This is a genomic window from Curtobacterium sp. DN_7.5 (assembly GCF_022655355.1).
GTDB lineage: Bacteria > Actinomycetota > Actinomycetes > Actinomycetales > Microbacteriaceae > Curtobacterium > Curtobacterium luteum.
Genome location: NZ_CP093378.1, coordinates 3,271,994 through 3,289,709, shown reverse-complemented (window position 1 = coordinate 3,289,709; position 17,716 = coordinate 3,271,994). Strand labels below are relative to the sequence as shown.

Annotated in this window: 19 protein-coding genes and 1 riboswitch; of the genes, 5 read left to right on the top strand and 14 right to left on the bottom strand. The window is 72.6% G+C overall.

Annotated elements, in window-relative coordinates; all coding sequences use genetic code 11:
- Nucleotides 1–92 precede the first annotated feature (92 nt).
- The gene (locus MON03_RS15475) at nucleotides 93–1,679 is read left to right on the top strand and encodes an MFS transporter (protein WP_242089335.1); all 1,587 of its coding nucleotides are present in this window, start codon (nucleotides 93–95) and stop codon (nucleotides 1,677–1,679) included.
- A gap of 10 nt (nucleotides 1,680–1,689) precedes the next feature.
- Here MON03_RS15475 and MON03_RS15470 read toward each other — a convergent pair whose 3' ends face one another.
- From MON03_RS15470 to MON03_RS15425, 10 genes are all read right to left on the bottom strand, one after another.
- Nucleotides 1,690–2,706, bottom strand: coding sequence for a BLUF domain-containing protein (locus MON03_RS15470; RefSeq protein ID WP_242089333.1), 1,017 nt, complete (start codon nucleotides 2,704–2,706; stop codon nucleotides 1,690–1,692).
- A complete protein-coding gene (locus MON03_RS15465) occupies nucleotides 2,703–3,491 on the bottom strand; it encodes a PP2C family protein-serine/threonine phosphatase (protein ID WP_175327623.1) in 789 nt (262 codons plus the stop codon). Before MON03_RS15465 ends, MON03_RS15470 begins: the two co-directional genes overlap by 4 nt.
- A gap of 162 nt (nucleotides 3,492–3,653) precedes the next feature.
- Nucleotides 3,654–4,649, bottom strand: coding sequence for a CU044_5270 family protein (locus MON03_RS15460; protein ID WP_242089331.1), 996 nt, complete (start codon nucleotides 4,647–4,649; stop codon nucleotides 3,654–3,656).
- On the bottom strand, nucleotides 4,646–5,227 hold the full coding sequence (locus MON03_RS15455; RefSeq protein WP_242089329.1) for an RNA polymerase sigma factor: 582 nt from the start codon (nucleotides 5,225–5,227) through the stop codon (nucleotides 4,646–4,648). Before MON03_RS15455 ends, MON03_RS15460 begins: the two co-directional genes overlap by 4 nt.
- Before the next feature lie 78 nt (nucleotides 5,228–5,305).
- Nucleotides 5,306–6,478 (bottom strand): N-acetylglucosamine-6-phosphate deacetylase, encoded by a 1,173-nt coding sequence (nagA, locus tag MON03_RS15450; protein ID WP_242089327.1) that lies wholly within the window; start codon nucleotides 6,476–6,478, stop codon nucleotides 5,306–5,308.
- The gene (locus MON03_RS15445) at nucleotides 6,475–6,873 is read right to left on the bottom strand and encodes a YrdB family protein (protein ID WP_242089325.1); all 399 of its coding nucleotides are present in this window, start codon (nucleotides 6,871–6,873) and stop codon (nucleotides 6,475–6,477) included. The genes nagA and MON03_RS15445 overlap by 4 nt, the downstream gene beginning before the upstream one ends.
- Before the next feature lie 5 nt (nucleotides 6,874–6,878).
- Entirely contained in the window at nucleotides 6,879–7,757 is an 879-nt protein-coding gene (gene purU / locus MON03_RS15440) for a formyltetrahydrofolate deformylase (protein ID WP_175327627.1), read from the bottom strand.
- A gap of 383 nt (nucleotides 7,758–8,140) precedes the next feature.
- Nucleotides 8,141–9,556, bottom strand: a complete 1,416-nt coding sequence (locus MON03_RS15435; RefSeq protein ID WP_242089323.1) for an MFS transporter — start codon at nucleotides 9,554–9,556, stop codon at nucleotides 8,141–8,143.
- Nucleotides 9,553–9,978: a MarR family winged helix-turn-helix transcriptional regulator gene (locus tag MON03_RS15430; protein ID WP_242089321.1), complete on the bottom strand. Its 426-nt coding sequence runs from the start codon at nucleotides 9,976–9,978 to the stop codon at nucleotides 9,553–9,555. Before MON03_RS15430 ends, MON03_RS15435 begins: the two co-directional genes overlap by 4 nt.
- A gap of 49 nt (nucleotides 9,979–10,027) precedes the next feature.
- A complete protein-coding gene (locus MON03_RS15425) occupies nucleotides 10,028–10,480 on the bottom strand; it encodes a MarR family winged helix-turn-helix transcriptional regulator (RefSeq protein ID WP_175327630.1) in 453 nt (150 codons plus the stop codon).
- A 56-nt stretch (nucleotides 10,481–10,536) separates the two neighbouring features.
- Between MON03_RS15425 and MON03_RS15420 the strand changes: the two genes are divergently transcribed.
- Complete coding sequence (locus tag MON03_RS15420) at nucleotides 10,537–11,436, top strand: NmrA family NAD(P)-binding protein (protein WP_175327631.1); 900 nt, start codon at nucleotides 10,537–10,539, stop codon at nucleotides 11,434–11,436.
- A gap of 3 nt (nucleotides 11,437–11,439) precedes the next feature.
- Here MON03_RS15420 and MON03_RS15415 read toward each other — a convergent pair whose 3' ends face one another.
- Entirely contained in the window at nucleotides 11,440–11,913 is a 474-nt protein-coding gene (locus tag MON03_RS15415) for a DUF2017 family protein (RefSeq protein ID WP_242089319.1), read from the bottom strand.
- Nucleotides 11,910–12,197: an ATP-dependent Clp protease adapter ClpS gene (clpS, locus tag MON03_RS15410; protein ID WP_242089317.1), complete on the bottom strand. Its 288-nt coding sequence runs from the start codon at nucleotides 12,195–12,197 to the stop codon at nucleotides 11,910–11,912. Before clpS ends, MON03_RS15415 begins: the two co-directional genes overlap by 4 nt.
- Nucleotides 12,198–12,234: 37 nt before the next feature.
- Nucleotides 12,235–12,320, top strand: a riboswitch (ZMP/ZTP riboswitch).
- 58 nt (nucleotides 12,321–12,378) lie between these two features.
- On the opposite strand from clpS, the gene glyA reads away from it, so the two are divergent.
- From glyA to MON03_RS15395, 3 genes are all read left to right on the top strand, one after another.
- A complete protein-coding gene (gene glyA / locus MON03_RS15405) occupies nucleotides 12,379–13,662 on the top strand; it encodes a serine hydroxymethyltransferase (protein ID WP_277927294.1) in 1,284 nt (427 codons plus the stop codon).
- Nucleotides 13,659–14,591 (top strand): tetrahydrofolate dehydrogenase/cyclohydrolase catalytic domain-containing protein, encoded by a 933-nt coding sequence (locus MON03_RS15400; RefSeq protein ID WP_022903414.1) that lies wholly within the window; start codon nucleotides 13,659–13,661, stop codon nucleotides 14,589–14,591. The genes glyA and MON03_RS15400 overlap by 4 nt, the downstream gene beginning before the upstream one ends.
- Before the next feature lie 139 nt (nucleotides 14,592–14,730).
- Entirely contained in the window at nucleotides 14,731–15,180 is a 450-nt protein-coding gene (locus MON03_RS15395; RefSeq protein ID WP_242089314.1) for a hypothetical protein, read from the top strand.
- 239 nt (nucleotides 15,181–15,419) lie between these two features.
- On the opposite strand, the gene galK is transcribed toward MON03_RS15395, so the two are convergent.
- Both galK and galT read right to left on the bottom strand, forming a co-directional pair.
- Nucleotides 15,420–16,556, bottom strand: a complete 1,137-nt coding sequence (gene galK, locus MON03_RS15390; protein ID WP_242089313.1) for a galactokinase — start codon at nucleotides 16,554–16,556, stop codon at nucleotides 15,420–15,422.
- On the bottom strand, nucleotides 16,553–17,662 hold the full coding sequence (galT, locus tag MON03_RS15385) for a galactose-1-phosphate uridylyltransferase (RefSeq protein WP_242089310.1): 1,110 nt from the start codon (nucleotides 17,660–17,662) through the stop codon (nucleotides 16,553–16,555). Before galT ends, galK begins: the two co-directional genes overlap by 4 nt.
- Nucleotides 17,663–17,716 lie beyond the last annotated feature (54 nt).

The following is a 17,716-nucleotide window of genomic DNA, read 5'->3' as shown; positions in this document are numbered from 1 at the left end:
GTGCTGCGCGTGCACGCTGCGGCGGACCGGGGTACGTGCTGCGCGTGCACGCTGCGAAGCCTGCACGGCGGTGCGCCTAGCGTGGCGATGTCATGGCTGCCGAACACCGCAAACCCGTCGAGCCCGATGCGGCTCCCACCGTCGCACACCACACCGCCCACCACGTGGCGGCCGTCGAGGTGCCCTCGACGCCCTCGTCGTCGACCGGCCGGGACGCCGACGGTGACCAGCCGGACCGCCGCGGTCCCGACGGCGGCCAGCCGGACCCGAACCGCTGGAAGGCCCTCGTCATCTGCCTGCTCGGCGGCGGGATCGTCCTGCTCGACGTCTCGATCGTCAACGTCGCGCTGCAGTCCATCTCCTCCGGTCTCCCCGGCGCCAGCCCCGAGGCCGTGCAGTGGATCCTCTCCGGCTACGCCCTGGCATTCGGGCTCCTGCTCGTCCCGGGCGGCCGCCTCGGTGACGCGTCCGGACGGCGGCGGATGTTCGTCATCGGCGTCGGCCTGTTCACGCTCGCCAGCGCCCTCTGCGGCTTCGCCCCGAACGGCCTGGTGCTCGTCATCGCCCGGCTCGTCCAGGGGCTCGCCGGCGGTCTGCTCACCCCGCAGGTCACCGCCCTCATCCAGCAGCTCTTCCGCGGCAAGGAGCGGGGCACCGCCTTCGGGCTCTTCGGCGCCACCGTCGGCATCGCCACCGCGATCGGCCCGCTCGTCGGCGGCCTCCTCATCACCGCGTTCGGCACCGAGAACGGCTGGCGCTTCGTCTTCTTCGTGAACCTGCCCGTCGGACTGGTCACGGTCCTCCTGGCCTTCCGGTACCTGCCCGCGGCGCCCAAGACCGAGCGTGGGCGGAAGCACGACTTCGACCCGGTCGGCATCGCCCTGCTCGGGGCCGCGGTGGTCGCCCTCCTGCTGCCCTTCGTCCAGTCCCAGGAGTGGAAGGGCAACGCGAAGTACCTGCTCGTCGTCGCGGCGGTCGTGCTCGCCGTGCTCTTCGTCCTCTGGGAGCGGCACTACGGCCGCAGCAAGGAACCCGTGGTCGACCTCGGTCTGTTCCGGCGCCGGTCGTTCTCGCTCGGGGTCGGCCTCGCCACGGTGTACTTCGCCGGCTTCACCCCGCTGTTCTTCGTCCTCACGCTGGCACTGCAGTCCGGTCTGCACTACTCCGCACTGCTGGCCGGGGCGACCTCGGTGCCGTTCGCGATCGGGTCGGGGATCGCGTCGACCGTCGGTGGGCGCATCGTCTCGCGCTTCGGACGGCAGCTCATCGTCGTCGGCACCGTCCTGGTGCTCATCGGGCTCGGTGGGGTCATCTGGGTCGTCGCGAACCACTACCGGTCGGACCTCGGGTGGTGGCTCGTCGTGCCGCTCCTCGTCGCGGGTGTCGGCTCCGGCCTGACGATCTCGCCGAACCAGACCCTGACGCTGTCCGAGGTGCCGGTCGAGCAGGGCGGCTCCGCCGGTGGGCTCATCCAGGTCGGCGCGCGCGTCGGCTCGGCGATCGGCATCGCGGCGGTCGGAAGCGTCTTCTACTCGGCGCTCGCCAGCTCGAAGGGCGACTACGCGCAGGGACTGCCGCTCGGCCTCGGGGTCGCCCTGGTGTTCGTCGCGGCGGCGCTCGTGGCGGGTGTCGTGGACGTGCTCGTCGGGAAGGCGAAGGGGACCGAGGCGTCGGTCTGACGGCGGTCCGTCAGGACGAGTAGGGCTCCGACCAGCCGGTCCGGAGCCGCTCGGCCGCGCGGGCGAACGTCGCCGCGACGTCCGGCTCCGGGTCGAACAGGTTCTGGATGCGCAAGCCGTCGAACAGGGCGAGCAACTGCTGCGCTCCCTTGGCGGGGTCCATCGTCCTCGGCTCGCGGCCCACCACGATGTCGTGCTCCAGCGACGAGCGGATCCCCGCCCGGAACGCCCGGTAGCTGGCGAGGAACGCTTCGCCGGCAGGCTCGCCGGGATCGGCCGCGGGCGCGAGCGACGAGACGATCAGCCGGTCGAGGGCCGGGTCCTCGGCGAAGGCGACGACGAGCCGCCGGAGGTAGGCGACGGTGCCGTCCGTCACGGCCATCGGCGCGAACGGGGCGATCACCTGGTCCAACCAGGTCGCGAGCGTCGACGCGAGGAGGACCGGGACCGTCTGGTAGTGCTTCGCGACCTCCTCCTCGGACAGGCCCGCCCGATCGGCGACCGCTCCCAGCGATGCGCGCGCCGGACCGACGTCGCGGAGGACCTCGATGGACGCCTGCAGGATGCGGTCGCGGACCGGGATGGTGCTGCGCCGTGTGGACAGCTGCCCCGGCGGCGTGCGGAGGAACCACTCGAGCAGCGCTCCGGACCGGGTCGCGGTCGAGCCGGGGCCCGGGACGCGCTCGGGGTCGAACAGGTCCACGAAGCCGGGAAGGGCGAGGATCGCCGGGTCGTCCGTGCGGAACGCCATGGACCAGTCGGCGAAGGCCCGGTGTTCGATCGGGTCGTCGAGCACGACCTGCACGTCGACGTTCGCCGGGTCGGCGGCGACCTCGCGGACACGGTCACGGACCACCTCGGCCGGCCCCTCCACGATGCCGAACACGTTCACGTCGTCGAGCGCGAGCACCCCGGTGATGCCGAGGTCGGCGTTCCGAGCGCGCTCGACGGCCAGGAGCCGCAGGAGCCCGGCCTGGTCGAGGCGGCCGGTCCGGGCCGTCGTGAACACGAGGGATCGGAGGCTCATCGTCGTGTGCTCCCTTCGGGGCCGTCCGGTGTGGTCCGCCCGGCGGTGCCGTGCTCCCGTCGGAGCGCGACGAGCGTGAGGTCGTCGTCGACACGCTCCGGGGCGCTCGCCATGAACGCCGCGAGTCCGTCCGTCAGCGTGGGGACGGCCACGAGCCGGGCCGCCAGGTCGGTCAGGGTGTCGAAGGTCGCGTCCGGGAGCTCGAGGATGCCGTCGGACGCGCAGACGAGGACGTCCCCGGGGCCCAGGTCGACGTGCCGGGGGAGCCGCGCGAACCCCCGCGGCTGCAGTCCGATCGGGAGGTCGACCGACGCGATGCGCTCGGTCCGCCCGTCAGCGTGCCCGATCGCGGCGAACCCGTGGCCCGCGTCCACGAACTCGACCGCGCCGTCGGCCAGGCGGACCCTCGCGTGGAACAGCGTCGCGAACGCCGAGGCGCGCTCGAACCGTGCCCGGACGGCGTTCTCCGCCCCCTCGACCGCGACCGCGGGGTTCTCCCGGGCGAGGGCGTCGAGTGCGCCGAGGAGGTTCGCGGCGAGGAGTCCCGCCGGGGTCCCCTTCCCCATGACGTCACCGAGGGTCAGCGTCGCCGACCGACCGTCCGGTGCGACGACGATCTCGGCGAGGTCGCCCGACACCCCGGCCGCTGCGCGAGAGGCGGACGCGGACGTCCACCCGGTCGTGTCGACGGGCACCGGTCGGAACGCTGCCTGGACGGAGCGGAGTCGCGCGGTCTGGTCGAGACCGGCATCCTCGTCGTCGTACAGGTCCTGCAGCAAGCCCACTCCCGCAACCTACCGTGCGGCTTGTCCACGATGCGCGTACCGGCGATGGGCCTCGCCGCTGGCGAAGTCGATCGCACCCGGTCCCCACGAGACGGTGGCACCCGGTCCCCACGAGACGGTGGCGCCCGGGGAACCCGGACGCCACCGCTCCGTACTGCCCGGTCAGCCCTGCGGGACCCGGTCCACCACGGACGTCGTGACCGCGGACGAGTCGAGCACCGTCCCCGTCGGGAGCACTCGGCTCGCCGAGCCGGTCAGTGTCCGCGAACCGAGGTACGCCCCGGTGTCCGGGTCGATCACGATCTCCGAGTGCTCGCCGTCGCGGTTCGGCTCGTCCCGGCCGATCGCGGTGCCGGTGCGGCCGTCGAGCGTCACCGCGTCGTGGGTGATCGTCGTCCCCGGGATCTTCGAGAGCACCTCGTACAGGGCGCTCCGGAGGTCCGCGGGGACGAGCCCGGTCGCGAGGTCGTCGGAGATCAGCGTCGTCATCGCCTCCGCGTGGCTCACGGAACCGGTGGCGTGCTCCGACACCCACGTGTACAGCTCGTCCGGGTCCCTCGGCATCTCGGTCAGGTGCGCCGGGGTCCACTCCGAGTACCCCTCGAACTGACCGCCCGCTCCGTGCAGGGTCCCGGTCGGGTACGGCGACCCTTCGTCCTTCCACTCCGCGGCGGCCTCGGTGGCGGAAGCGGCGGGGAAGAACCGTGTCGGCTCGCCGGACGTGCGCACGAGGGTCCACTCGGCCGACACGTCCGCGGGCCGGTACACCGTGATCGTGTACGGCACGAGCGCGGAGTACTCGTTCGCGTCACCGAAGAACGCCTGGCTCTCCCGCTTCGTGGACACCTCGAGGTACTGCCCCGGCCCGACCGTCGGATCGCTCGCCCGGACGGTCTCGTCGGCGGCCCTGCGCAGGACCTCGGCGGCGGTGGCGGCCTGCGGGTGCGACCCCACGACCGGCACGCGCTCGGTGGTCCCGGTCAGGTCGCCGCCGACGATGACCGTGGCGAGGGCGGTGACCGCCGCGACGGACCCGACCGCCCCGAAGGTCCAGCGGGAGCGGCGGTGACGGCGGACCGTGCGGTCGAGCACCGCGCGTCGGATCGGACGGATGGCTTCGTCGAGGGCGGCACCCTCGGGCGGCGGTGCGGTGATCACAGTGTCTGCTCCATCTCGTGCAGCGCGCGGCTCGACTTCAGCTTCGCGCGCGACCGTTGGATGCGCTTGCGCGCGTTCGTGGGGGTGAGGCCGAGCATCGCGGCGGCCTCGTCGTAGGACCGGCCCTGCAGCAGACAGAGCTCGCAGAGTTCGCGATCGGGTGACTCGAGCGCGGCGATCTCCGCGCGGACCCACCGCAGCTGGTGCACGGCCTCGTCATGCGCGACCTGGCGGTACCAGGCCTCGGACGCACCGCTGTGCTCGTCGACCTGGTCGGTCCGGTTCGACCGTCGCTGCCGGTTCGTGTTCATCGCGACGTACCGCGTCGTGGTCAGCAGCCACGGCAGCGCGGATGCGCCGACGAGCCCGATGTCCTTCCGCCGCCGCCAGGCGACGAGGAACGTCTCCTGGACGATGTCGTCGACGTCCGACCGCTCGTCGGCGAGCCCCCATGCGTAGCGGAAGACCGCACGCGAGTGTCGGTCGAGCAGTGCGGTGTACGCCTCCCCGTCGCCCTTCGCGACGGCGGCGACGAGTGCTGTGTCCGGGACGGTGCCCGGCCCCCTCTGTGTGTTCACGATTGCCTCCGAACAGTGAGTGTCCGGATGCGCCCCCGTGTGACAGATCCGTTCCCGAGCGACGCGGCGGCCGGACGATCAGCCGATCGGACGCCCGGCTCCCCACACCCGGGTCACCTCGAGTGCCGGCGTCAGCGCCACGAGGTCGGCTGCGTACCCCGGGGCGATCCTGCCGAGCCGGTCCTCGAGCCCGAGTGCCCGCGCGGGCACCGCGGTCAGTGCAGCCACGGCGTCCGGCAGTGACCGCCCGGCGAGGGCGACGGCGTTGCGGAGTGCCAGGTCCTGCGTGAGCGTCGACCCGGCGATGGTCTCGGTCCCGGCGACGAGGGCGACCCCGTGCTCGACGGTCACCGCGAGGGAGCCGAGCGTGTACGAGCCGTCAGCTGCCCCGGCGGCGCCCATCGCGTCGGTCACGAGCGCGACGCGGCCGGACGCGGCGTCGAGCAGCAGGGACGCCACCGACGGGTGCACGTGCACGCCGTCGAGGATGAGCTCGAGCGTCACCCGGTCGTCGGCCACCGCGGCGGGGATCGGGCCCGGCGCGCGGTGGTGGATGCCCGGCATGGCGTTGTGCGCGTGCGTGAGCAGGGTCGCGCCGGCGTCGAACGCCGCACTCGCCTGTTCGTACGAGCAGACCGTGTGGCCGACGGCGACGGTGACCCCGGCCGCGACGAACCGCTCGATCGCGTCGAGTGCGCCGGGGAGCTCCGGGGCGATCGTGACCTGGCGGACCACGCCCGCGCCGGCCCCGAGCAGCGTGTCGACGGCGTCGGGTGTCGGGTCGAGCAGGAACGCTGCGTTGTGGGCGCCCTTGTTCTGCGGGGAGAGGAACGGCCCCTCGAGGTGCACACCGAGGACGAGCGGGTCGGACGCCATGACCTCGCGGACGCGGTCGAGCGAGGTCACCAGGGCGTCGAGCGGGTTCGCGACGAGCGACAGGACCGACCGGGTCGTGCCGTGCGCCCGGTGCACCGCGAGGGCCGCCGCGAAGGACTCGTCCTCGTAGGACACCCCACCGCCGCCGTGCCCGTGCAGGTCGACGAACCCGGGCACCAGGACGGCGTCACCGAGGTCGACGACCTCGTCCGCCGCGGGGACGTCGGGGCCGGAGCCGACCGCACGGATGACGTCACCGTCGACGAGGACCCAGCCGTCGGCCGTGGTGCCGGCCGCGTCGACGACGCGGGCCGACCGCACCAGCGTGCGCCGTGCCTCCAGGCCGGACCCGTCGGCGACGCCGATGCCGGTCACCGCGCCTCCCGGCGGAACTGCACCACGCCGGACACCGCGGCGACCACGATGAAGACCAGCCCGACGACCGGGTGCCCGATCGACACCCAGGCGGCACCGGCGGCGACGACGAGTGCGACCTCGACGATCGTCTTGCCGACGATGTCCGTCTCGACCGGGGACCGCGGCGAGCGGAAGAAGAACCACACCACCGCGGCGAAGAGCGGGGCGCCGACGATGAAGAACAGCGCCGGCAGCGGGTACGGCCAGGCGAGGTAGCCCCAGTAGCCGAGCGAGAACAGGCCGAACGCGCACACCACGGCCCGGAGGACGTCCCAGGCGCCGGTACGTCGGGGGCGGACGGCGTGCGGGTCGGGGGTCTCGGACCAGTCGACGGGGCTCTGCGGTGCGGACACGGTGCCTACTTGAAGATGATGGTGCGGGCGCCGTCGAGGAGCACGCGGTCCTCGGCGATCCACCGGACGGCCTGGGTGAGGGTGCGGGACTCCTCGTCCTGCCCGATCGACACGAGCTCGGCGGGGTCCTTCGTGTGGTCGACCCGGACGACGTTCTGCTCGATGATCGGCCCCTCGTCGAGGTCGCTCGTGACGAAGTGCGCCGTCGCGCCGATGAGCTTCACGCCGCGCGCGTGCGCCTGGCGGTAGGGGTTCGCTCCCTTGAAGCCGGGGAGGAACGAGTGGTGGATGTTCACGGCACGGCCCTCGAGCGCGGCGCAGAGCCCCGGCGAGAGGATCTGCATGTAGCGCGCGAGGACGACGAGCTCGATGTCGAGCTCGTCGACGGCCTCGAGGATCCGCTGCTCCATGTCGTGCTTCGTCTCGGCGTCGGTCACCGGACGGTGCTCGAACGGCACCGAGTAGAACGACGCGAGCTCCTGCAGGTCGGGGTGGTTCGAGAGGACGAGGGGGACCTCGATCGGCAGCTGTCCACCGCGCTGCCGGTAGAGCAGGTCGTTGAGGCAGTGTCCGGCCTTGGACACGAGGACGAGCGTGCGGAGGGGCCGCCCGACCACGTCGAGCTGCACCCGGGCGTCGTAGCGCTGCACCACGGGTTCGAGGGCGTCCTCGAAGGTGGCGCGGTCGACCGGGGCCATGACCTGGAGGCGCATGAAGAACGTGTTCGTGTCGGCGCTCGAGAACTGCTGCGACTCGGTGATGTTGCCCTGCGCGGCCACGACGGCTCCGGACACGGCGTGCACGATCCCGGGACGGTCGTCGCAGACGAGGGTGAGGGTCCAGTGCGTGAGGGCCGCGGTGTGCGCGGGCGTCGGGTCGGTCACCGGATCAGGGTACCGGGCACGCTGTCGCGCGCCGGCCCGGCGGTGCTGCTCGGCCCGGGGCGGCCTGATGGCCGGGCTGCACGTCCAGGGTCGGCCGGGAGGCGCGGTGCGGGTCCGTCGGTCCGGCCGCGGCTCCGGGGTGGTCGCGCTGGCGGTCCGGCCGGGAGACGCGGGCCGGATCCGGGTCGCGACGCTTGCCGCCTGGGGGCGGCCGCCTGGCGCGTGCCGTGCGCCACGCAGCCCGCGCCGCGCGCGGACGATGCGATCGGTCCGTGGCAGTTCTGGTTCGCGAACGCCGCGTTGATCGAACCGGAACTGCCACCTCACGGAAGGGCACGGCGTTCGCGACGCTGCGAGAGCCATGCCCGCGCGACGCTGCACGGTCAGACCACGTCCGGACGGGACAGCGCGCGGTCGGCGATCGTCAGGGCGCTCGCCGCGACGGCGACGCCGACGATCACCCACGCGAGGACGTGTAGGTCGGCCGTGGTGGGAGCCGTGCCGAACACACCGCCGATGAGCGACGACGCACCGATCGCGCCGATGTAGACGCTCGTCCGCGAGAGCCCGGCCGCGGTGCCGATGTACTCCGCGGGCACGACCCGGTACAGCGCCGCCTGGTTCGACACCGACGCGAAGGCCTGCGGGACGCCGAACAGCGCCGGCGTGAGCACGAGCAGGGCCACGGGGGACCCCGAGTCGAGCAGGAGCAGGAGCAGCCCGCCGACGATCGGCACCACGGCCGCGGCGATGAGCGGCCCGCGGACGGCGGTCTTCCGCGCGACCAGGAACGAGGCGACGCCGGCGACGATCGCCGCCGGCAGCTGGATGTACCCGGCGGCGTCGCTCGGGTAGCCGGCGACGTCCTGCACCCACTGCGAGAAGCCGTAGGTCATCGTGTAGGCCAGCAGGTACACGAGGAACAGGCGCAGGTAGGTCCGCGAGAGCGCGCCGTTGCGGGCGAGCATCCGCACGTCGACGAACGGCTTCACGGCGCGCAGTTCCCACAGCACGAGCGCGACGAGCAGCACGACCGCGGTCCCGAGCAGCCACCAGAGCCCGGCCGAGAGGTCGAGCAGGAACACCAGGAGTGCCGACACGGTCCCGGTCATGAGGAGCATCCCGACCGGGTCGAGCGCCTGGAGCACCGGCAGGTCGTCGTCGTTCTGCGGGCGCAGCCGGTCGGACGGCAGCCACAGCAGCGACACCACGATGCCGAACACCGCGAGCGGCACGTTGACGAGGAAGATCGCGTGCCAGCCGAAGGCCGCGATAAGCGCTCCGCCGAGCGGCGGCCCGGCAGCGGCGGAGACGAGCGACGTGATCGAGAGCGCGCCGAGGACGAGCGGCGGCGTCGGCTTCCCGATCCGCGCCGAGTGCTGTCGGAGCGTCGTGAGCGCCGCCGGGTAGGCCGACGACGTGCCGATCCCGATCAGCACACGGGCTGTCACCGCACCGCCGAACCCGGTGAGGAACTCGGGCACGACCCCGGCGACGCCGACGATCACGAGACCGGTGAGGAACACCTTCTTCGGGCCGAACCGGTCGGCGAGCTTGCCCATCGTCGGCTGGGCGACCGCGCTCGCGAGGTACAGCGCCGCCACGAGCCAGATCGCCTGCGCCGCACCGATCCCGAGGTCGCGGGAGATCGGCGCGAGGGCGACCGACACCATCGTCGTGTTGATCGGGTTGAGCAGCGGGCCGACGAGCACCGGGACGAGGAGCTTCGGGCCGAAGCCGCTGCCGCCGCCGTCGGTCGGAGCGGGCGCGGGGACGGGGACCGGGGTGGTCGCGGTCACGGTTCCACCAGCGGCTCGAGGATCTCCAGCGAGCGGGCCACGGTCGCGCGGTCCTCCGGGGTGAGCGCGGCCAGCCGGTCCGCGAGCACCCGGCTGCGGGCCGACCATGCGTCTTCGCGCGCGGCTGCGCCCGCCGGGGTCGCGCGGACGAGGGTCCGTCGCCCGTCGGAGGGGTCCTGCCGGCGCTCGGCGTACCCGAGGTCGACGAGCGCCTGGACGGTCGCGCCCATCGACTGCGGGCGGACACCCTCGGCGCGGGCGAGGTCGGCGACCGTGCTCTCGCCGTACCGGAGGAGTCGGCCGAGCGCCGCGGTCTGCGATGCGGTGACCTCGTCGGACTTGCCCGTGAGCAGGGTCCGGCGGATGCGGCCGTGGATCGTCAGCAGCGCGCTGGCGAGGTCGGGTGCTCCATCAGAAGTCATTCCGCCACGGTACTACTTCGACAGGAGAACTTGCAAGGCTGCCTGTCGATCAGGGAACCACGTCCGCGGGGCCGGTCGCATCCCCGACGAACGGCGCCAGGATCGCGGACAGGGGCTCCGCGTCGCCGGCGAACCACGAGTTGCTCGCGAGCACGACCGGGAACGCCTCGGCGAGCAGTGCCCGACCCGTGCTCGTCAGGGTGATCCGGGACGGCCGTCCGCGTCCGCGCTCGGGGCCCCGGTCGAGCAGTCCGCGGTCCGCGAGTGCCGCGACGAGGGTGGTGACGCTCTGGGGGCGGATGCCGACCGCACGGGCCAGTTCGGCCTGGGTGAGCCGCTCGCCGGCCGCCAGCTGCACGAGTGCCCCGAACTCGACGGGGCTGAGTCCCAGCGGTGCGAGCACCTCACCGAGGCGTCTGGCGAGCGTGCGGGCAGCGCGGATCACCGTCCATGCGGCGATCGCGTCGACGTCGTCGCGCGTCGCTGAGAACTCCCGGGGCACGACCCCAGGCTACCGGCGTAGCCTTTGATATCAGAAAACTGATACTAGGGAGGATCATGGTGCAGCACAGCGACGGCGTCATCGCCGTGACCGGGGCCACGGGTGACGTGGGCGGTCAGACCGTCGAGCGACTCCTCGGCGCAGGAGCCCGCGTCCGCGTGATCGCGCGCCGCCCCGAACAGGTGGACGCGTTCACCACACAGGGCATCGACGCGCGCCTCGCCGACCTCGGCGACCGCGCGGCCCTGACCGCGGCGCTCGACGGCGTCGACCAGCTCTTCCTCGTCACGGCCGCGACGCCACGGCAGGCCGAACACGGGCGGACCGCCGTCGACGCAGCCCGTGCTGCCGGTGTCCGCGCGGTCGTCCACCTGTCCGGCGGGGACGCAGCCGAGCACTCGCCGATGCCGTGGGCCGCCGCCATCTGGCAGGTGGACGAGTCGATCCGAGCGAGTGGGCTCGAGCGGACGATCCTCCATCCGTCCGGGTTCATGACGAACCTCGTGGCGTCCATGCCGGCGATCCGACGCGGGATCTTCCCGCAGACGATGGGCCGCGGCGTCATCGGGTGGATCGACACGGCCGACATCGCCGCCGTCGCCGCGACGGTCTTGCTCCGCGGCGACCACACCGGTGCGGAGCCCGTGCTCACCGGCCCCGAGCTCCTCGACGGCCCTGGTGTCGCACGCGGGCTCGCGGAGGGGCTCGGGCGACCGGTCCGCTACCTCCACCTGCCGAGCCGGGTGTTCCGGACCGTGCTCCGCGCGAGCGGGGTCGACGCCTGGCAGGCCGAGGGCCTCCGTCAGCAGTTCGGTCGAGTCGCGCGACGGGGCCTCGACGGCGTGGACGCGTTCACCGACGAGGTCGAGCGCATCACCGGGGAGCCTCCCCGCTCGCTCGCGGACTGGGCTCGCCGGCACCGCGAGGAACTGCTCGGTCCCCGTGCCGCTGCCTGACGCTCACCGACCGGTGATCGTGCCGACCAGGTGCTCCTGCACGTACCCGACCCAGTCGTAGACGTCCCGCAGGCCGACCCCGGCCTCGGCGCGGTACGACGCTTCCTCGCTCGCCGCGTCGGTGATGCCGAGGCGTTCGGCGATCGTCAGCCGCAGGTCCGTCAAGCACCGCAGCCACGCCTGCTCGTCCTCGGGGGCGAACCCGCCGTCGCGCACCCCGGTCAACCACTCGTGCACGATCGCCGCGTTCGCCGTCTTCTGCGTCAGCAGGTCCGACCGTGTCCACCGGCGGAACTCGGCGCTCGCCGCCTCGTCGTCGGGGTAGGCGTCCGGGAACAGCCGCGCGGCGACGGGGTCGGCGCCCAGGTCGCCGTCGAGCACCTGCCGGAGCTGCTCGGTCAGCGACGTCAGCACGGCCCGCTCCCCGGCGGACATGCCGAGGTGGACGCCGTCGGCGCGGCGGACGAACGGCGTCACGGGGTCGGTGCCCGGTCGACGGTCGCCTGCAGGCCGTAGCCGTGCATCGCCTCGACGTGGGCCTCCATGGCCTCGCGGGCACCGGTCGCGACGATCGCCCGACCGTCCTCGTCCACCTGGTGCATGAGCCGCTCCGCCTTCGCGCGCCCGAACCCGAAGTAGGACTGGAAGACGTAGGTCACGTACGACATCAGGTTGACCGGGTCGTCCCAGACCACGGTGACCCACGGGGTGTCGGAGCGGGTCGCCGTCCGCTCGTCGACGTCGGGGTGCAGCAGGGTCATGCCTCCAGGGTGACACGAACCGGCCCGCTCGGTACGATCGAGGGGTCGCGACTGGCGTTGGATGGGTCACCATCGGGGAGCGACACCTGACACGGTGCGCGGCCGTACGCCTGGGCCGCGCCCACCCGTCCACCTCGTCGTGCTGCGCGCGGCGGAACCGACAACGAGGAGTCCCGTGTCCATCACCGATCTGCCCCCTGCCTCCACGCAGACCAGCTTCAACGCCCCGCTCAGCGAGGTCGACCCCGAGATCGCGAAGGTCCTCGAGCAGGAGCTCGGCCGTCAGCGCGACACCCTCGAGATGATCGCGTCCGAGAACTTCGTCCCCCGGGCCGTCCTCGAGTCGCAGGGCTCCGTGCTCACGAACAAGTACGCCGAGGGCTACCCCGGCAAGCGCTACTACGGCGGCTGCGAGTTCGTCGACGTCGCCGAGCAGCTCGCGATCGACCGGGCCAAGGCGCTCTTCGGCGCCGAGTACGCGAACGTCCAGCCGCACTCCGGTGCCAGCGCGAACGCCGCGGTCCTGCACGCCATCGCCTCCGCGGGCGACACGATCCTCGGCCTGGAGCTCGCCCACGGCGGTCACCTGACCCACGGCATGAAGCTCAACTTCTCCGGCCGGATCTACAACGCCGTGTCGTACGGCGTCGACCCGGAGACCTTCGAGGTCGACTACGACGACATCCGCGCGAAGGCGATCGAGCACCAGCCGAAGGTCCTCATCGCCGGGTGGTCGGCCTACCCGCGCCAGCTCGACTTCGCGAAGTTCCGCGAGATCGCGGACGAGGTCGGCGCGACGCTCTGGGTGGACATGGCGCACTTCGCCGGCCTCGTCGCCGCCGGGCTGCACCCGTCGCCCCTGCCGCACGCACACGTCGTGTCCTCGACCGTGCACAAGACGCTCGCCGGCCCGCGCTCGGGCATCATCCTGTCCAACGAGGAGTCGCTCTTCAAGAAGCTGAACTCCGCGGTCTTCCCGGGGCAGCAGGGTGGCCCGCTCATGCACGTGATCGCCGCCAAGGCCACCGCGTTCCTCCTCGCCGGCCAGCCGGAGTTCAAGGACCGCCAGGAGCGTACGCTCCGCGGTGCGAAGGCCCTCGCGACGCGCCTCACCCAGGACGACGCCAAGGCTGCGGGGATCGACGTCCTCACCGGTGGCACCGACGTGCACCTGGTGCTCGTGGACCTCCGCGAGTCCGAGGTCGACGGCAAGCAGGCCGAGGACCTCCTGCACGAGGTCGGCATCACTGTGAACCGCAACTCGGTGCCCTTCGACCCGCGTCCGCCGATGGTCACCTCGGGTGTCCGCATCGGCACCTCGGCGCTCGCGACCCGCGGGTTCGGCGACGCCGAGTTCACCGAGGTCGCGGACATCATCGCGCTGACGCTCATGCCGAACCCGGACATCGCCGCGCTGTCGGCCCGGGTGAAGGCCCTGACCGACGCGTTCCCGCTCTACGCGTGAGCGCCGCCGTGGCTGACCTGCCGCGGGCGCTCTGGGCGGGGGAGGGCTCTGCCGTCCGCATCGACGGCGCCGCCCTCGCCGCCCGGACGCTCGACGACCTGAAGCTCCGCATCGACCGCCTGCACGACCACGGGTTCCGACCCGGACTCGGCACGATCATGGTCGGCCAGAACCCGGGTTCGGTGTCCTACGTCGCCGGCAAGCACAAGGACTCGGCGCAGATCGGGCTCGACTCGGTCCGCATCGACCTGCCCGAGACGGCCTCCGCGGCCGACATCCGCGCGGCGATCCTGCAGATGAACGACGACCCCCGGGTGACTGCCTTCATCGTGCAGCTCCCGCTGCCGCAGGGCATCGACCCGATCCCGATGCTCGAACTCATGAACCCGGCGAAGGACGCCGACGGCCTGCACCCGACGAACCTCGGTGAGCTCGTGCTCGCCGTCCCCGGTGGTGCCGGCACGATCGACGCGCCCCTGCCGTGCACCCCGCGCGGCATCGTCGCGATGCTCGAGGCGTACGACGTCCCGATCCGGGGGCAGCACGTCACGATCATCGGGCAGGGCCTGACGGTCGGGCGCCCGCTCGGTCTGCTCCTCACCCGCCTCGAGGCGACCGCGACCCTGACCCACTCGCTGACCGAGGACGTCGCCGCCGAGTGCCGACGGGCGGACATCATCGTGGCCGCTGCCGGGGTCGCCGGGCTCGTGCAGCCGGACTGGGTCAAGCCCGGTGCGGCGGTCATCGACGTGGGCATCAGCCGCGTCGTCGACGAGGCCACCGGGAAGGCGAAGCTCCGCGGCGACGTCGACCCCGCCGTGGCCTCGGTCGCCGGGTTCCTGTCGCCGACGCCGGGTGGCGTCGGGCCGATGACCCGCGCGATGCTCATGAAGAACGTCGTCGAGGCGGCGGAGCGCCACCTGCGCTGACGGCCACCCTCGCGGAAGCGACAGATCGCCCTGGCCCGCCCACGGGGATCTGTCGCTTCCGCGTTCCGGTCGCGTCCGCCCCGGACTGGAGGCACGGATCACCTCCGCCAGACCGCGCGCCGGGTGCTACGGTCGCCCCATGGGGGACGAACGAGCGCTGACCGAGCCGGTGCTCCGAGCACGCCCGGAGCCCTCGCAGCTCACGAAGGACGCGCGGTGGATGGTGCTCATCGTCCTGCTCGCACTCGTCGTCCAGCAGTTCGGCGCGAGGTGGTCGACCGGGTTCTCGCGCGACGGTGTCGAGACGACGATCACGAGCCACCCGTGGGTCGGATGGACACTCCTGACCGTGGGCTTCGCGGTCGTGGGGTTCGTCGTCGCGATCGCCCGCCGAGGAGCCCCGCGGTTCGACGAACACACCGTCATGGGTCTGGCGCTCGCCGGGGTCATCGGGACGACCGTGCTCGTGTGGTTGCTCATCCCGGTCGAGATGACCTGGGTGCAGTGGGCCGTCGAACACGGCAACCCGCACCCGTTCGTCATCGGGAACGTGGACCTGGTGTCCCGTTACGCCGACTACACGGGCTGAACGCACCCGCCGGCCTGCCTACCCGCGCGCCCGGCGTGACCGGCGTGCTCCCGCTCTGGCCACTGTGCTGTGCAGCGCCGCACGACCAAAGGAGCCCCGCACCACGGGATCCCATGGTGCGAAGCACCTTTGGTTGTGCGGACTCGGAGGGTGCCTTGCGCACCGCTCGCGCCGCGCCGCGCCGCGCCGCACCGCACCGCACCGCACACGACGCAGCGCCGGCGACGGCGCGCCGCCCGTCAGTCGCGCCGGGCGCCCTGCGCGGCGTGCACGGTGAAGACGGTCGGCTCGCGGTACCCGGCCGCGGCGAAGGCGGACGTGACGGCGTCCGCGATCGCGCCACGGGCCTCCCGGTCGACCAGCGCGATCGCCGCTCCACCGAACCCGCCACCCGTCATCCGTGCGCCGACGGCGCCGTGCTCCACAGCGGTCGCGACCGCGAGGTCGAGCTCCGGCACGGAGATCTCGAAGTCGTCGCGCATGGACTCGTGCGACGCCACGAGCAGCGATCCGATCGCGCGCGGGCCGTCCTCGCGGAGGGTGCGCACCGTGTCGAGGACGCGCTGGTCCTCCGTGACGATGTGCCGGACGCGGCGGAAGGTCTCGTCGTCGAGCAGCTCCTCGGCGCGGGGGAGGTCCTCGACGCTCACGTCGCGGAGGGCCTCGACGCCGAGGATGCGCGCGCCGCGCTCGCACGACTCACGGCGGGCCTTGTAGCCGCCGGTCGCGTGGGCGTGCTCCACCCGGGTGTCGATGACGAGGACCTCGAGGCCGTTCGCCTCGAGCGCCAGGTCGACCACGGCGGTGTCGAGCGTGCGGCAGTCGAGGAACACGACCGCGTCCTGCTCACCGAGCAGCGACGCGGACTGGTCCATGATCCCGGTGGGGGCACCGACCGCGTGGTTCTCGGAGTACTGACCCACCCGGGCGAGCGTCTTGCGGTCGAGCCCGAGCTCCCAGAGGTCGTTGAACGCCAGGGCGACGCCGCACTCGATCGCCGCGCTCGACGACAGGCCGGCGCCGACGGGGACGTCCGACTCGATGAACACGTCGAACCCGTGCTTGTCCGACAGGTCCGCTCCGGCCTGCTCACGCAGTGCCCAGGCGATGCCGAGGACGTACGCCGACCAGCCGTGCATCCGCGACGGGTCGAGCTCGTCGAGGGTCAGCTCGACGACCGACGACGGGTCGAACGCGGACGCGACGCGCAGCACCCGGTCGTCCCGCTGCCCGATCGAGGCGACGGTCCGCCGGTCGATCGCGAAGGGCAGTACGTACCCGTCGTTGTAGTCGGTGTGCTCGCCGATGAGGTTGACCCGACCCGGCGCGGAGTACCGCACCGTCGGCTCGTACCCGTAGACCTGCTGGAACGTCATGCGCGTTCGATCCCTCCTCGGATGAACTCGGCCGCCTTCTCGGGCACGAGGTCCCCGATCCAGGCACCCATGGCGGCCTCACTGCCGGCCAGGAACTTGAGCTTGTCCGCCGCGCGGCGCGGGGACGTGATCTGCAGCATGAGCCGCACGGTGTCACGGGCGGTGTGCACCGGCGCCTGGTGCCAGGCGGCGATGTACGGCGTCGGGTCCCCGTAGAGCTGGTCCATCCCGCGGGTGAGCCGGAGGTGCATGTGTGCCAGCTCGTCCTTCTCGGCGTCGGTGAGCCCGGCGAAGTCCGGCACGTGCCGGTGCGGCAGCATGTGGACCTCGATCGGCCAGCGTGCGGCGAACGGCACGAACGCGGTGAAGTGCTCGCCGGCGAGGACGACACGGTCGGACGCCCGCTCGTTCGCGAGGTGCTGCTCGAAGAGGTCCGGGCCGAAGCGCTCGATCGAGGCCAGGAGTCGCTGCGTGCGGGGGGTGACGTACGGGTAGGCGTAGATCTGGCCGTGCGGGTGGTGCAGAGTGACACCGATCGCTTCGCCGCGGTTCTCGAACGGGAAGACCTGCTGGATGCCGGGCAGCTCGGAGAGCGCGGCGGTGCGGTCCGCCCAGGCCTCCACGACCGTGCGGGCGCGGGACTCGGAGATCGACGCGAAGGAGCCCTCGGTCGCGGGGGAGAAGCAGACGACCTCGCACCGGCCGACGCTGCGGAACTGCCGGTTGAGCCCGACCTCGGTCAGGGCGTCGAGCGACGGCGGGGCGTCCTCGGCTCCGTCGGGTCCGCCGAGCATCGGGCCGAACGACGGCGAGCGGTTCTCGAACACCGCGACGTCGTACTGGCTCGGGATCTCCGACGGGTTCGCCGCGGTCTGCGGCGCGAGGGGGTCCTGGTCGGCCGGCGGCAGGAACACCCGGTTCTGCCGGCTCGCCGCGATCGACACCCACTCGCCCGTGAGGACGTCCTGCCGCATGCGGGCGGTCTCCGGCCGTGGATCGAGCACACGCTGGTCGATGCTGCGCTCCACGGGCAGTGTCGAGTCGGCGTCGTCGAAGTAGAAGAGGTCGCGGCCGTCCGCGAGCTTCGTCGCGCGCTTGGTGATCACCGGAGGATCCTACCGCGATCCGAAGTGTTGCGAAAGCAGACGGAAGCGGACGAA

Excerpts from the sequence above, each read along its gene's own strand:
- MON03_RS15475 (WP_242089335.1), top strand. The coding sequence starts at position 93 with ATGGCTGCCGAACACCGCAAACCCGTCGAGCCCGATGCGGCTCCCACC.
- MON03_RS15470 (WP_242089333.1), bottom strand. The coding sequence starts at position 2,706 with ATGAGCCTCCGATCCCTCGTGTTCACGACGGCCCGGACCGGCCGCCTC.
- MON03_RS15430 (WP_242089321.1), bottom strand. The coding sequence starts at position 9,978 with ATGACTTCTGATGGAGCACCCGACCTCGCCAGCGCGCTGCTGACGATC.
- MON03_RS15420 (WP_175327631.1), top strand. The coding sequence starts at position 10,537 with ATGGTGCAGCACAGCGACGGCGTCATCGCCGTGACCGGGGCCACGGGT.
- clpS (WP_242089317.1), bottom strand. The coding sequence starts at position 12,197 with ATGACCCTGCTGCACCCCGACGTCGACGAGCGGACGGCGACCCGCTCC.
- MON03_RS15395 (WP_242089314.1), top strand. The coding sequence starts at position 14,731 with ATGGGGGACGAACGAGCGCTGACCGAGCCGGTGCTCCGAGCACGCCCG.
- galK (WP_242089313.1), bottom strand. The coding sequence starts at position 16,556 with ATGACGTTCCAGCAGGTCTACGGGTACGAGCCGACGGTGCGGTACTCC.